Annotated in this window: 9 protein-coding genes and 5 tRNA genes; 4 read left to right on the top strand and 10 right to left on the bottom strand. The window is 48.8% G+C overall.

The window, feature by feature from the left end:
- Window positions 1–6: 6 nt before the first annotated feature.
- From DES37_RS12415 to nagB, 10 genes are all read right to left on the bottom strand, one after another.
- Window positions 7–83, bottom strand: a tRNA-Met gene (locus tag DES37_RS12415).
- A 34-nt stretch (window positions 84–117) separates the two neighbouring features.
- Window positions 118–192: transfer RNA gene (locus DES37_RS12410), tRNA-Gln, on the bottom strand.
- Between the two features lie 38 nt (window positions 193–230).
- A tRNA-Gln gene (locus DES37_RS12405) sits at window positions 231–305 on the bottom strand.
- Window positions 306–325: 20 nt separating this feature from the next.
- Window positions 326–410: transfer RNA gene (locus DES37_RS12400), tRNA-Leu, on the bottom strand.
- 8 nt (window positions 411–418) lie between these two features.
- Window positions 419–495: transfer RNA gene (locus tag DES37_RS12395), tRNA-Met, on the bottom strand.
- Between the two features lie 581 nt (window positions 496–1076).
- The gene (gene asnB / locus DES37_RS12390; protein ID WP_036109437.1) at window positions 1077–2741 is read right to left on the bottom strand and encodes an asparagine synthase B; all 1665 of its coding nucleotides are present in this window, start codon (window positions 2739–2741) and stop codon (window positions 1077–1079) included.
- A gap of 311 nt (window positions 2742–3052) precedes the next feature.
- Window positions 3053–3805 carry an HAD-IIA family hydrolase gene (locus DES37_RS12385; protein ID WP_036109435.1) on the bottom strand — a complete coding sequence of 251 codons (753 nt, stop codon included), beginning with the start codon at window positions 3803–3805 and terminating at the stop codon, window positions 3053–3055.
- Window positions 3806–3867: 62 nt separating this feature from the next.
- Window positions 3868–5088, bottom strand: coding sequence for a DNA-binding transcriptional regulator NagC (nagC, locus tag DES37_RS12380; RefSeq protein WP_110025983.1), 1221 nt, complete (start codon window positions 5086–5088; stop codon window positions 3868–3870).
- 7 nt (window positions 5089–5095) lie between these two features.
- Entirely contained in the window at window positions 5096–6244 is a 1149-nt protein-coding gene (nagA, locus tag DES37_RS12375) for an N-acetylglucosamine-6-phosphate deacetylase (protein WP_036109431.1), read from the bottom strand.
- Window positions 6245–6270: 26 nt separating this feature from the next.
- A complete protein-coding gene (gene nagB, locus DES37_RS12370; protein ID WP_110025982.1) occupies window positions 6271–7071 on the bottom strand; it encodes a glucosamine-6-phosphate deaminase in 801 nt (266 codons plus the stop codon).
- A 327-nt stretch (window positions 7072–7398) separates the two neighbouring features.
- Between nagB and nagE the strand changes: the two genes are divergently transcribed.
- From nagE to DES37_RS12350, 4 genes are all read left to right on the top strand, one after another.
- On the top strand, window positions 7399–9423 hold the full coding sequence (gene nagE / locus DES37_RS12365) for an N-acetylglucosamine-specific PTS transporter subunit IIBC (protein ID WP_110025981.1): 2025 nt from the start codon (window positions 7399–7401) through the stop codon (window positions 9421–9423).
- A 176-nt stretch (window positions 9424–9599) separates the two neighbouring features.
- The gene (glnS, locus tag DES37_RS12360) at window positions 9600–11267 is read left to right on the top strand and encodes a glutamine--tRNA ligase (protein WP_036109428.1); all 1668 of its coding nucleotides are present in this window, start codon (window positions 9600–9602) and stop codon (window positions 11265–11267) included.
- Between the two features lie 283 nt (window positions 11268–11550).
- A complete protein-coding gene (locus DES37_RS12355) occupies window positions 11551–13425 on the top strand; it encodes a beta-glucoside-specific PTS transporter subunit IIABC (protein ID WP_110025980.1) in 1875 nt (624 codons plus the stop codon).
- 161 nt (window positions 13426–13586) lie between these two features.
- Window positions 13587–14591, top strand: coding sequence for a LacI family DNA-binding transcriptional regulator (locus DES37_RS12350; protein ID WP_110025979.1), 1005 nt, complete (start codon window positions 13587–13589; stop codon window positions 14589–14591).
- Window positions 14592–14836: the final 245 nt, after the last annotated feature.

Below are 14836 nucleotides of genomic sequence, written 5' to 3'. Positions count from 1 at the left end.
AGAAAATGGTGGCTACGACGGGAATCGAACCTGTGACCCCAGCATTATGAGTGCTGTGCTCTAACCAGCTGAGCTACGTAGCCAAATTGTACTGCTATTGACCAGCCAAAAAACGACTGGCTGGGGTACCTGGATTCGAACCAGGGAATGCCGGTATCAAAAACCGGTGCCTTACCGCTTGGCGATACCCCAACGACTGACGCGTATCCACGCAGGAGTCGCAAAAAAAATGGCTGGGGTACCTGGATTCGAACCAGGGAATGCCGGTATCAAAAACCGGTGCCTTACCGCTTGGCGATACCCCATCCGACAACGCTAACGGAAATGGTGCGGGAGGCGAGACTTGAACTCGCACACCTTGCGGCGCCAGAACCTAAATCTGGTGCGTCTACCAATTTCGCCACTCCCGCAAAAAAGATGGTGGCTACGACGGGAATCGAACCTGTGACCCCAGCATTATGAGTGCTGTGCTCTAACCAGCTGAGCTACGTAGCCATCTTTTTTTTCGCGTTACCTTATCGGCGTTGCGGGGCGCATTATGCGTATTGGGCCTTGCAGCGTCAACACATTTTTTCCCGAAAAGTGGCTATGAATGTCTGTTTGACTATCTTGCGAACGACTTGGTGTGATAATCAACAAAATATTACGTTTTTTATGATTTTCCTGGTTAAAAAGCCATCATTATCAGTGGCGAAGTTTTTGGCGTATCTGCCGGTAATCGCCTGAGGAATACGGTATTACAGAAATGTTTGGTGAGATAACAAACAAAGTGTGAGGGAAACGAACAGAGGAATTAAGCAGGGTGCTTGCGAACGACTCAGCAAATAATAGTAATGGCTTATGTGCGTTTGCTGCCCGCATAAAAAATGCCCACATACTAGCGGGCATTCATATTGATGAAAAAGAAGGAAAAAACGTGGTTTTTCCTTCTTTTTAGTTAGCAGCTGAAAATCAATGAATTGATTTCTCAGACTTTTTATTGGGTGAGAACCTCTCGTTTTGTGCGGACATGAGGTTTGCCATCAGCCTTAATGCCCGCATATAGCGGGCATTGGCAGTGAAATTGTATAGCAGTGTTATTTATATGCAGACTGGTGCACACCAACAGCACGGCCTGACGGGTCGTTCATCGCTTTGAATGATTCATCCCATTCAATGGCTTTGGCAGAAGAGCAGGCAACTGACGGGCCACCAGGTACACATTCAGCCGCGCTTGGTACCGGGAACAGCTCTTCAAAAATTTCACGGTACAAGTAACCTTCTTTTGACGTTGGCGTGTTGTACGGGAAACGGAAGTGCGCGGTTTCCAGTTGCTGATCGGTAATTTGTTCTGCAGCAACTTCTTTCAGTGTGTCAATCCAGCTATAGCCAACGCCGTCGGAGAATTGTTCTTTCTGGCGCCATGCCACACTGGCTGGCAGATAGGATTCAAAACATTCACGCAGAATGTGTTTTTCCATTTTGCCGTTACCGCACATTTTATCTTGCGGGTTGATACGCATTGCCACATCGAGGAATTTTTTATCCAGGAAAGGAACACGCGCTTCAACACCCCATGCAGACATGGCTTTGTTCGCTCGGGCGCAGTCAAACATATGCAGTGCCTGCAATTTACGCACAGTTTCTTCATGGAGCTCTTTGGCATTGGGCGCTTTATGGAAATAGAGGTAGCCGCCAAATACTTCATCTGAGCCTTCACCGGACAGCACCATTTTGATGCCCATTGCTTTGATTTTACGTGACATCAGGTACATCGGCGTGGAGGCGCGGATGGTGGTGACATCATAAGTTTCAATGTGATAGATAACATCACGAATGGCATCCAGGCCTTCCTGCACAGTGAAGTGGATTTCATGGTGCACGGTACCCAGGTGGTCAGCAACTTCCTGCGCTGCTTTCAGGTCAGGTGAGCCTTCCAGACCAACTGCGAATGAGTGCAGTTGCGGCCACCAGGCTTCGCTACGCTCCTGATCTTCTACGCGGCGAGCGGCAAATTTTTTGGTGATAGCAGAAATAACAGATGAATCCAGGCCACCAGACAACAGCACGCCATAGGGTACATCGGACATCAAATGGCTTTTTACAGAATCTTCCAGAGCCTGGCGCAATTCGTTTTTGTCCGTCACGTTGTCTTTAACGGCATCGAACTCAAACCAGTCACGCTGGTAGTACTGGCGAATTTCGCCGTCTTTACTCCACAGGTAGCTTCCCGGAGGGAATTCGCTGATGGTGCGGCAAACAGGTACCAGTGCTTTCATTTCTGATGCGACATAGAAGTTGCCGTGTTCGTCATGGCCCATATACAACGGGATGATACCAATATGGTCGCGACCAATCAGGTACGCATCCTGTTCGCTGTCGTATAAAGCGAAGGCGAACATACCCTGCAGGTCATCAAGGAATTCCGGGCCTTTTTCTTTATACAGCGCCAGAATAACTTCACAGTCTGAACCCGTCTGGAATGCATAGCGGTCAGCGTATTCAGCGCGCAGAGCCTGGTGGTTGTAAATTTCACCATTGACTGCCAGAGCATGGGTGTGTTCCGGGTTATACAGTGGCTGGGCACCAGCGTTCACGTCCACAATAGACAGCCGTTCATGGGCAAGAATTGCTTTGTCACTGGCGTAAACACCGGACCAGTCCGGGCCACGGTGACGCATCAGGCGGGATAACTCCAGTGCTTTTTTTCGTAATTCAGCCGGGTCGGTTTTAATATCCAGCACACCAAAAATCGAACACATACACTTCTCCGTTTAACCGAACTGGGCGGTGATGTTGTCTTATATATATTGTGCAGCAAACCCTGTTTGCCGCATTCCGTAAGTAAGAAAATGCCCCAATGTGCATAACGGTGCAAGCCTTTTCAGGGTTCAAAAAATAAAAGTTAACCTGCTGCTGCGGAAAAGTGATTTTCTATATGTTTATTGATTCTGATATTGACGAATCTTCACTATTTCCTCTGTTTTGTTAGATAAACAATAATTGTGCTGTTTTGGTGCGCAGATAACAAAAACGGCGCATGTGCGCCGTCAGAAGTCGTGGTGGGCGAGAATCAGAGAATGTCTATTTCAGCAACGGAAGGGTAAATCCAGGTTGGGCGGAAAGGCACATTATCTATGTCGTCCATACTGGAAACGCCGGACAAGACCAGAATAGTTTCCAGCCCGGCCTGGAAGCCTGCCAGAATATCAGTGCGCAGGTTGTCGCCGACAATAACCGTGTGCTCAGAATGCGCCTGCATTTTGTTCAGCGCCGAGCGGATTATCCACGGGCTGGGTTTGCCAACATAAAACGGTTTACGCCCGGATATTTTCTCAATACCAGCACACAGTGCACCGCAGGCAGGGTAAAACCCCCGGCCATGGGTGTCCGGGTTAGTAGCAATGAACCGGGCGCCGTTTGCCACAAAATAGGCTGCTTTATGCATCATTTCCCAGTTATAAGACCGGGTTTCACCCACAATGACGAAGTCCGGGTTGATGTCTGTAATGGTAAACCCTGCTTTATAGAGTTCGTGAATCAATGCGCCTTCACCCACGACATAGGCTTTTTTGCCTTCCTGGCGGCGCAGAAAATCTGCAGTGGCCATGGCCGAGGTGTAAAACACGGAGTCTGGCACTTCAATGCCGGCTGCAGAGAACCGGTTAGCCAGATCCTGGCCTGTTTGCGAAGGGTAGTTGGTCAGTAAAACCAGCGGCAAACCTTTATTCATTATGCGCGCCAGAAATTCACTGGCGCCAGGCACGGCGACATTGTCGTGCATCAGCACACCATCAATATCGCAAATCACGTTCTGGATGGTCATTCGATACTCTTTATTAGCATTCTCAAGGGGCTAACTATAGCCTGGAACAGATGAAAATCCTGTTAATTTTCCAACAAACGCTGGAGCAGTGCGCCATTCAGCATGGCGCGTTTAACCAGCGCAAACGCACCAATCGCTGAGCGGTCATTCAGTTGAGAACGAACAACAGGGAGTTTTGTCCGGAATGCATTCAATGCCTGGGTGTTGATACAGGCCTGAATGGTTGGCATCAGTATTTTTTCTGCTTCTACCAACTCGCCAGCGATGACGACTTTTTGTGGGTTAAACAGGTTGATGGCAATAGCTATCGCTTTCCCCAGTTGGCGCCCAACATGTTCAATCACTTCTGTCGCCAAGGTGTCGCCTTTGTTGGCAGCTTTACAGATACTGGCAATATCGCAGTCATCAAGGGATAAACGGCTGGGGTAGCCTTGCTCCAGGCGCTGGCGCACCCGGTTTTCAATAGCGGCGTTGGCGGCAATGGTTTCCAGGCAACCAAAGTTTCCGCAATGGCAACGTTCACCAAGCGGGTCGACCTGAATATGGCCAATTTCACCTACGTTGCCATTACGGCCAATAAATATCTGCCCGTTAGAGATAATGCCAGCCCCGGTTCCCCGGTGCACACGCACCAAAATAGCGTCATCGCAGTCGCGGGTTGCGCCAAAATAGTGCTCGGCGAGTGCCAGGCTACGAATATCGTGGCCGACAAAACAGGTGATATTGAATTTTTTTTCCAGCACTGACACCAGCGGCCACTCGTTGACCGGGAGGTGAGGCATATAGCGAACCACACCTGTATCTGGCTCAACAAGCCCTGGAAGTATCACTGAGATAGCAATTAACTCACGGATTTTACGCTGGTTATTGTTGATAAACGTGGCGAGAGTATTCAGCAGCGCATCCTGCAGCGTTTCCTGAGTGCGTTCAGGAAGAGGAAAGTGCTCTTCAGCCAATGGCCGGGCACTTAAATCAAACAAAGTCAGTGTGGCATCATGGCGGCCAAGCCGCACTCCGATAGCCTGGAACAGACGTGTTTCAGTAATAATAGAAATAGCACGCCGCCCGCCGGTTGATGCCTGCTGATCGACCTCTTTAATTAACCCGCGCTCAAGTAACTGGCGGGTAATTTTGGTGACACTGGCGGGTGCCAGATGGCTGAGTTCGGCTATCTGAATACGTGAGATGGGGCCTGCCTGATCAATCAGACGGTAAACCGCCGCACTATTCAGTTGTTTAACCAAATCCACATTGCCAATTTGCGCTTGTCCGCCAGTTGTCATGCCTTACTTACTCTGTAACGACCTCGTTACCATTAACGATGGTCTTGATAATATGATAATCACGGGTAAACACGGTTAAATTGGCCACTTTGCCCGGCTCAATTGTCCCAAGATGTTTATCCATGCCTATAGCTCGCGCCGGATAGAGTGTCGCCATCCGCAGTGATTCATCCAGCGCAATGTTAACGTGCTCAACCAGATTGCGTACTCCCTCAATCATAGTCAGTGATGAACCACTCAGTGTGCCGTTTTCATCTACGCAAAGCCCGTCACGATAGTATATTGTTTTACCAGCAAAAATGAACTGGTCGATGTTTGCACCTGCCGGAGCGGTTGCATCAGTCACCAGACATAACTTGTCTTTTTTCACTTTTTTCGCCGTGCGGATGTTCGCAAAATCGACATGCATGCCGTCGGCAATAACACCACACCACACATCTTCTTCATCAAAAATTGCGCCTGCCAGGCCAGGCTCACGCCCAGTGATATATGGCATGGCGTTAAATAAATGCGTAGCAAAGGAGATACCAGCACGGAACCCAGCTTTGGCTTCACGCAAAGTGGCATTGGAATGCCCGGCGGAAACCACAATACCTGCACTGACTAATTGCTTAATTACTGCTGCCGGTACTTTTTCCGGAGCGAGCGTAATTTTGGCAATGACATCGGCATTCTGGCACAGAAAATCAACCAGTTGGCTTTCCGGTAACCGAATGTAGTCCGGGTTATGTGTGCCTTTTTTCTTGATATTTAACCAGGGGCCTTCGAGATGCAGGCCAAGTGCCTGGTTCTGGTGTTTGTTCAGATAATCACGCATCACATTAACCCCCTGCATCATCAGGGTGTCGCTGCAAGTGATAAGCGTAGGCAGGAAGCTGGTACAACCGGATTTTTCGTTGGCTGCCTGCATGATTTCCAGCGTCTTAACGCTGACTGCTTCTGCTGTGTCGTTGAACTGTACGCCACCACAACCATTGAGCTGCACATCAATAAAACCTGGGGAAATAATGGCGCCGTTCACCGCATGCCGGGCAAGTGTGTCGGGCAACTCGGACTCAGGACAGATACGGTCAATCAGACCATTGGCAATGACCACAGCATGGCCATCGAGAACTTCTCGGCCGGTATAAATCCGGCCCTGGGTTAAAGCGTACATAATTTCCCCCGGTTAATAGCTCGAGCTTAAAGATCTTTAATGTTTTCAGCTTCTAATTCATTGAAATATTTCAGTGTTTTCACTTTCAGTTCCATCGTTGACGGCTCGTCACAAACGATAACGGCTTTAGGATGGAGTTGCAGGCAACTGATTGTCCACATGTGATTGACATTGCCTTCAACGGCCGCCTGCAAAGCCTGAGCTTTGACCTGGCCTTGCACAAGAATCATTACTTCTTCGGCATCAAGCAGGGTACCCACACCAACAGTGAGTGCGTATTTTGGCACCTGGCTGACATCACCACCAAAGAAACGTGAATTGGCAACACGGGTTTCGTGAGTCAGCGTTTTGATTCTGGTCCGTGACGCCAGAGAAGATGCCGGCTCATTAAAGGCAATGTGCCCATCGTTGCCCACACCGCCCATGAAAAGGTGGATTTTTCCATATGCGCGAATTTTTTCTTCATATTGACGGCATTCTGCATCAATATCAGGCGCGTTACCATTCAACAGGTTGATATTTTCTTCGGGAATATCAACGTGTTCAAAGAAATTATGGTACATAAAGCTGTGGTAACTTTCCGGGTGTTCTTTGGGTAAACCGACATATTCGTCCATATTGAATGTGACAACATGTTTAAAACTAACCTGGCCTGCTTTGTGCATGTCAACAAGTGCCTTATAGGCTTCAAGCGGTGTGCCTCCGGTGGGCAGACCGAGGACAAAAGGGCGCTCAGCCGTAGGTTTAAATGCATTGATGCGGTTAACGATATGGCGCGCTGCCCACTTGCCAACTTGCTGTGGTGTAGCCAGGGGAATCAGTCTCATTGTTCACCTCATAAAGATAGAAAGAAACAGAAAAGCCGAATTGAGTTGCTCTAAAGTGTAATGCTCCGTCAGTCGAAGAGCGAACAGGGTCAATCCGTCTTGATTTTTCGAATGATAAAATAAGTTTTGGTTTCAGGCCAGTTAAAAGGGATGTAATAAGAAGCTTTTGGTGATTTTTATCAAAAATAAGTGTAATTAATTTGCGATGCGAATTATTTTTTCACACACTCCGCATGTAATATTTAAAGCTGTGCGGGTATTTCAGTTTCAGTCAAAATAAAAACAGACAGTTAGCTAAGACTTATCGGGTCTTACAAGGGGGAATATGTGAGTGTATTAGGTTATTTACAACGCGTTGGTCGCGCGCTCATGGTGCCTGTCGCGACCTTGCCTGCCGCGGCAATACTGATGGGGGTTGGCTACTGGATTGACCCGGTTGGTTGGGGCAGTCAAAGTGCGCTGGCGGCATTCTTCATCAAATCTGGTTCTGCCATCATTGACCATATGTCAGTACTGTTTGCTATTGGTGTGGCTTACGGTATGTCTAAAGACAAAGATGGTGCAGCGGCACTGACTGGCTTTGTCGGTTTTCTGGTGCTGACCACGTTATGTTCACCGGCTGCGGTGTCCATGATTCAAAATATTCCTGTCGATAAGGTTCCGGCGGCTTTCGGTAAAATCGAGAACCAGTTTGTTGGTATCCTGGTTGGGGTGATTTCTGCTGAGCTCTATAACCGCTTCAGCGGTGTTGAACTGCCTAAAGCGCTCTCTTTCTTTAGCGGACGCCGCCTGGTTCCCATCCTGACGTCTTTCGTGATAATTGCTGTGGCTTTCGTCATGATGTACACATGGCCCATTATTTTTGGTGGCCTGGTTAATTTCGGTGAGCATGTCCAGAAACTGGGCTCAGCGGGTGCCGGGATCTACGCCTTCTTTAACCGTTTGTTGATTCCGGTTGGTTTGCATCATGCACTGAACTCTGTGTTCTGGTTCGATGTGGCGGGTATCAACGATATTCCTAATTTCCTTGGTGGCGCTCAGTCTATTGAAGCGGGCAAGGCGATTCCGGGTATTACTGGCCGTTACCAGGCTGGTTTCTTCCCGATTATGATGTTCGGTTTGCCTGGCGCGGCTCTGGCTATTTACCATTGCGCCCGCCCGGAAAACAAAGCAAAAGTGTTAGGGATCATGATGGCGGGGGCGTTTGCTGCCTTCTTCACGGGGATAACTGAACCGTTAGAATTTTCCTTCATGTTCGTTGCACCTGTGCTGTATGTGATTCACGCAGTGCTTACCGGGATTTCTGTATATATCGCCGCTACTATGCACTGGATTGCCGGTTTTGGCTTTAGTGCTGGCTTTGTTGATATGCTGCTTTCCTCGCGTAACCCGCTGGCTACCCACTGGTACATGCTGATACCTCAGGGGCTGGTATTCTTCGCTATTTATTATGTGGTGTTCCGTTTCACTATCACTAAATTCAACCTGATGACACCGGGCCGTGAACTGGCTGTTGCCGGAAGCGAAGCCGATGGCGAAGATATGAATGTCAGCAATGGTGGTGCTGCGAAAGAGCAGGATGCAACTCTGCTTGCCCGTCAGTATATTGCTGCGGTGGGGGGCTCTGACAACCTGACTGCCATTGATGCCTGTATTACACGGTTACGCCTGAATGTGAAAGACTCTTCTCTGGTCAATGAAGCAATGGCGAAACGGCTGGGCGCAACCGGTGTAATTCGCCTGAATAAAACCAGTGTGCAGGTTATTGTTGGCTTCGTTGCAGAGAAAATTGCTAACGCAATGAAAACTATCGGGCACGTTGAAGCTGCGCCTGCTCCGTCACCCGCACAAAGTGGTGCCAAATTGCAGGCTGTTCCTACTTCTACGGCAGTTACCGTGGTTTCACTGGTATCACCGGTTACCGGTGCGGTTGTTGCTCTGGATCAGGTGCCTGATGAAGCCTTTGCCAGCAAAGCCGTTGGCGATGGCGTGGCGATTAAACCGACCGACAGCATGGTGGTTGCACCAGCAGCCGGGACTATTGTGAAAATCTTCAATACCAACCACGCATTCTGCCTGGAAACGGAAGAAGGTGCAGAGTTGGTGGTACATATGGGGATTGATACTGTCGCACTGAACGGTAAAGGGTTCACGCGCCTTGTTGAAGAAGGTGAAACTGTGACTGCCGGGCAACCGGTACTGCAGTTAGATCTCGATTACCTGAATGCCAATGCCCGCTCCATGATTAGTCCGGTTGTCTGCAGTAATATTGACGACTTTGCTGGCCTGGAGTTAAAAGCAGAAGGCCAGGTTATTGCCGGGCAGACTATTTTGTTCGACATTAAAAAGTAATTAATCCCGCCTGATACGTAAATCAACGGCTGAAGGTTTTCTTCAGCCGTTTTTTACGCCCGCAGTAACTACGCAGAGCAATAAATCCAGAATTATTGCAACATAAAGGTTGTTTCCACGCGCCGCTTATTAGATCATTCTCCGTTAAATGATGTTTACGCTTTGAGGACTCTGTGATGAGTGAGGCTGAAGCCCGCCCAACGAATTTTATCCGCCAGATCATCGATGAAGATCTGGCTGCTGGTAAGCATGACCATATTTGCACCCGTTTTCCGCCGGAACCCAACGGTTATTTGCATATCGGCCATGCCAAGTCGATTTGCCTGAATTTCGGTATTGCGCGTGATTACCAGGGGCAATGTAATCTGCGTTTTGACGATACCAACCCGGTTAAAGAAGACATCGAATACGTTGAATCAATTAAACACGATGTGCAGTGGTTAGGTTTCCAGTGGGCAGGTGACGTGCACTACTCATCTGATTACTTTGATCAGTTGTACCAGTACGCGCTGGAATTAATTAACAAAGGCCTGGCCTATGTTGATGAGCTGACTCCGGAACAAATCCGTGAATATCGCGGTACGCTGACTGCGCCCGGGAAAAATAGCCCCTACCGCTCACGCGGTGTTGAAGAAAACCTGGCGTTATTCGAAAAAATGCGTGCTGGTGGGTTCCAGGAAGGCACTGCCTGTCTGCGCGCCAAAATCGATATGGCTTCGCCATTTATGGTAATGCGTGATCCGGTGATTTACCGTATTAAGTTCGCAGAACACCACCAGACCGGGAACAAATGGTGCATTTACCCGATGTACGATTTCACCCACTGCATCTCTGATGCGCTGGAAGGCATTACGCATTCTTTGTGTACTCTGGAATTCCAGGATAACCGCCGTTTGTACGACTGGGTGCTGGATAACATTACGATTCCGGCTCACCCGCGCCAGTATGAATTTTCACGCCTGAACCTTGAATATGCTGTTATGTCCAAGCGTAAACTGAATTTACTGGTCACTGAGAAAATTGTTGAAGGTTGGGATGACCCACGTATGCCGACCATCTCAGGCCTGCGTCGCCGTGGTTATACCCCTGCATCAGTAAGAGAGTTTTGTAAGCGCATCGGTATTACCAAACAGGATAATACGGTTGAGATGGCAGCGCTCGAAGCCTGTATCCGTGAAGACCTGAACGAACACGCACCACGGGCGATGGCTGTGATTGATCCCGTTAAAGTGGTCATTGAAAACTACCCGCAAGGGCAGAGCGAAATGATAACCATGGCTAACCATCCAAATAACCCGGACATGGGAAGCCGTGAAGTGGCATTCAGTGGCGAAGTCTTTATCGACCGCGCAGATTTCCGCGAAGAAGCGAACAAGCAATACAAACGCCTGGTGCTGGGTAAAGAAGTGCGTTTGCGTAATGCATATGTGATTAAAGCTGAGCGTATCGAGAAAGACGACGAGGGGAATATCACCACGATCTTCTGCAGCTATGACGCAGAAACCCTGAGTAAAGACCCGGCAGACGGGCGCAAAGTGAAAGGTGTTATTCACTGGGTAAGTGCCGCACACGCATTACCTGTTGAAATCCGTTTATATGACCGCCTGTTCAGTGTGGCGAACCCTGGTGGAGCTGATGATTTCCTGTCAACAGTCAACCCGGAATCCCTGGTGATTAAACAAGGTGTGGCAGAAATGAACCTGAAATCAGCCCAGCCTGGTAAAGCGCTGCAATTTGAGCGTGAAGGTTACTTCTGCCTGGATGACCGCTACAGCACAACCGAGAAACTGGTATTCAACCGTACTGTTGGGTTGCGTGATACCTGGGCGAAAATCGCCGGTTAATTGATTGAATCCCCGGGGCATTACCGGGTGAAGACTAACCGTAGTCGTGGTTCACGGCTACGGTTTTTTTTGCCTGCAACAGCCATTTTTTTGCGCCATTCCTGGTAGCTCCCGCCAGTACACGTCATTCCACGCAGCGATTAACACCATAAAAGCAACGGATTTATCCATAACCTGATTCTGTGAGAATTGCCGCAATTCTTTCTGAAACCGGTTGCAGAGGAAGTGCATGTTCAGTCAGTCTGAAACCGGTTGCAGAGAGCAAACAAACAAAGGATCAGCTATGGGCACTATCAGAGATTACAGCGCGCTGGCAAACAATATTCTCACTGAAGTTGGTGGTGAAGCGAACCTGGTGAGCTTCTCCCGTTGCGCAACTCGGTTACGTTTGGTGTTAAAGGAAGTTCCTGAATCGGCTGTTGAGCGGGTAAAAAACCTGACTGGTGTTATTACTGTCGTCCTGAGCGGGGGCCAGTTTCAGGTGGTTATTGGTACACATGTCGCCGATGTGTATCAGGCTTTTTCCGCGCTGGTTGATAGTGACACGCTAACCAATGCTACAGCTGAGAAAAAACGCCCACTGGATGCTGTTGTGGCAACGATGTCGGCGGTTTTTGCACCTGTTATTTACGTGCTGGCCGCTGCCGGGTTGCTGCAGGGGTTGCTTATCATCATCAATTATTTCTCTGTATCCTTTCATACGACAGGTACCTTTGGGGTACTCAATTTTATCTCCTGGACACCGTTTGCATTTCTGCCGGTTTTCATTGCCATAACGGCAGCAAAACATTTTAAGTGCAATACCTATATAGCCGTGTTGTGCTGTTGCGCATTAATCAACCCGGACTGGGCAGTGATTGCCGGGAAAATTGCCAGTGGCGAAGGCTTTACTTTTCTCGGTATTCCGTTAGCGAAGACGGTTTATACCTCATCGGTGCTACCGCCGTTATTTCTGGTTTGGGGGCTGGCACATCTGGAACGCCTGGTATTACGTGTTTTGCCTGATGTAGTAGCGCCTTTATTCACACCTCTCATTTGTGTTGTTGTGATGGTTCCTGTAACGCTGGTGGTGATTGGCCCGGTAACGGCCGGGCTGGCGAATGGTATTGCTCATGGTTATAACTGGCTGTTCAATGCGGCTCCACCGCTGGCTGCTGCGGTTATCGGCGGTGTATGGCAGGTTATTGTCATTTTTGGCGTCCATTGGGGGATTACCCCTGTCATTATGGCTAACTTTGATATGTATGGCCGTGACTCTTTTCAGGCATTCCAGACGATGGCCGTTGTGGCGCAAATGGCTGCAGCCTTTGCCTGTGCGATGAAAACCCGCCAGGCTGCGTTCCGGCCAGTTGCATGGTCTGCCGGGCTGACCGGGGTGTTTGGGATTACTGAACCTTCTATTTATGGTGTCACTCTGCGCCTGAAAAAACCGTTTATTTGCGGTTGTATCGGTGGGGCTACAGGGGCATGCGTCGCCAGTTTCTTTGGCAGCTACTACTATGCTTATGCCGGGCTCCCGGGGTTGCTGACGATTATGAATGCTATCAGCCCGGAAAACCCCCAGTCGTTTATTGGTGAAGTGGTGGGGCTTGGTGTGACTGTGGCGGTGACTTTTGCTCTGGTGTTTATGGTGGGCTTTACGGAGCCGGAAATGCCGGAAAACAAACAAAATACACCAGAACCGCGCGCTAAAGAGAATATGCCTACTGAACTGGTGTTAAATAGCCCGGTTTCAGGGAAACTGGTTTCTCTGAGCGAGGTTAACGATGAAACCTTTGCCAGCAAACTGCTGGGCGATGGTATCGCTATTTTACCTGACAACGGCGTTATTATTGCTCCCTGCGATGGGGAAGTGGCTTCGGTAATTGACTCACAACATGCAGTCGGGATGCTGTGCGCAAATGGTGCCGAACTGCTCATTCATGTGGGCCTTGATACAGTGAAGCTCCAGGGGGCACATTTCACCACGCTGGTGAAAATCGGGGATTACGTGACTGCCGGTACCCCGTTGATTCAGTTCGATAAAGAAAAGGTTATTGAAGCAGGCTATGACATTACGACGCCGGTACTGGTGGTGAACAGCGATGAGCATGCTTTGGTATTTCACCAGCAATCGGGAAAGGTTGATAGCGGCAACCCTTTATTTTCTGTTGCTTAAATACTCGGGGCCAGCATTACTGGCCCCGCTCTTGTTGCCTCAAAATTGAAACGGCACGCGAAACCCATTACAGTCGTGTAGCTCTGAATATATCTGTTGGGGTTCAGAGTGCAGGCTAATCTGCCTTTCAGGCCGTAGATAATTCGGGGAGTCGTTTTTCAATGGTAAAAATGCTGGATGTCGCTAAAGCTGCGGGGGTATCTAAATCTACCGTGTCCCGGGTGCTGAATGGTAAAGACATCGTCAGTGATGAAATTAAACGCCTGGTGTTTAAAGCCATTGAAGAAACGGGTTACCGGCCTAATTTGTTGGCCCAGCAACTGGCAACGCAGAAAACACGTTTAGTGGGTTTTGTAATGACCAATGCTTTGTACAATGGCCCTTACTTCTCAACGCTGATTTATGGTGCTGCAACCTGGAGCGAACAATATCAGCATCAGCTTATTTTTGCCGATGGTAAGCACTCTGCAGAAGATGAAACGGCGGCGATTGATTACCTGGTACGCATGAAATGTGCCGGTATTATGGTTTACCCGCAGTACCTCACTCCTGATGAACTGGATGCGATTATTGATACCAGCCCGGTTCCTGTTATTGTTCTCAACCGCACATTAGCACGCCACCCAGAGTGTGCTATCAGCGTTCTGCACTATCAGTGTGCCCGAATGATGATGGCATTCATTCTGGATATGGGGCACCGCAACATCGCCTGGATAAGCGGCAGAAAGGGGTCTCCTACCAATAACATGCGTTATCAGGCGTATTTAGATGAGTTATCTGCACAAGGTCTTACTCCTGTTCCTGCACTGGCAGTGCCCGGTGACTGGAGTATGGAAAGTGGTTATGCCGCTGCCCGGCAACTGATTGAGCAGGCAATACCCTTCAGCATGATCCTCGCGGGTAATGATGATATGGCATTAGGTGCTATGAAAGCGCTGCAAGAGGCGGGAATTGCGGTACCTGGCGATATTTCAGTTGCCGGGTTTGATGATTCGCGCATTGGCGGTTTTGTTTCTCCGGCGCTTACCACCATTAAGATCCCCCTGGTTGACATGGTCAAACTGGCTGTTGAACGTTTGTTAGGTATCTCCCCGCATACCGATAAAACTTGTGTGAGTTTACCCGGTGAATTGGTCATTCGCGACTCGGTAAAAAACCTCAATTAACCCGCCCGATTGTTTTCCTTTTTCTGGCTGTATTTAGTAAATTTTCGAAAGAAAATAACTACCATCATCAAAGAGCATGAAAATTTGCTTTCTTCGATTCAGCTCGTGTTTCTCTTCAGGTTTTTTCTTTTTGTATTTTAATTAATGTGTTGTTTTATATCTATATTTCAAATAAATTCGGTCGTAAATTGAGCGCCGTTGTGCTCTTTTCCTATTGTAACAAAATATAATTAAATATGTGCTTG

It is taken from the genome of Mangrovibacter plantisponsor (assembly GCF_003182475.1).
In the GTDB taxonomy this organism is placed as follows: Bacteria; Pseudomonadota; Gammaproteobacteria; order Enterobacterales; family Enterobacteriaceae; genus Mangrovibacter; species Mangrovibacter plantisponsor.
This window is presented reverse-complemented; position numbering and strand designations above follow the sequence as displayed.

Bases quoted from the DNA above. Each gene is read 5' to 3' on its own strand.
- asnB (WP_036109437.1), bottom strand. From the start codon at position 2,741: ATGTGTTCGATTTTTGGTGTGCTGGATATTAAAACCGACCCGGCTGAA.
- DES37_RS12385 (WP_036109435.1), bottom strand. From the start codon at position 3,805: ATGACCATCCAGAACGTGATTTGCGATATTGATGGTGTGCTGATGCAC.
- nagC (WP_110025983.1), bottom strand. From the start codon at position 5,088: ATGACAACTGGCGGACAAGCGCAAATTGGCAATGTGGATTTGGTTAAA.
- nagA (WP_036109431.1), bottom strand. From the start codon at position 6,244: ATGTACGCTTTAACCCAGGGCCGGATTTATACCGGCCGAGAAGTTCTC.
- nagB (WP_110025982.1), bottom strand. From the start codon at position 7,071: ATGAGACTGATTCCCCTGGCTACACCACAGCAAGTTGGCAAGTGGGCA.
- glnS (WP_036109428.1), top strand. From the start codon at position 9,600: ATGAGTGAGGCTGAAGCCCGCCCAACGAATTTTATCCGCCAGATCATC.
- DES37_RS12355 (WP_110025980.1), top strand. From the start codon at position 11,551: ATGGGCACTATCAGAGATTACAGCGCGCTGGCAAACAATATTCTCACT.
- DES37_RS12350 (WP_110025979.1), top strand. From the start codon at position 13,587: ATGGTAAAAATGCTGGATGTCGCTAAAGCTGCGGGGGTATCTAAATCT.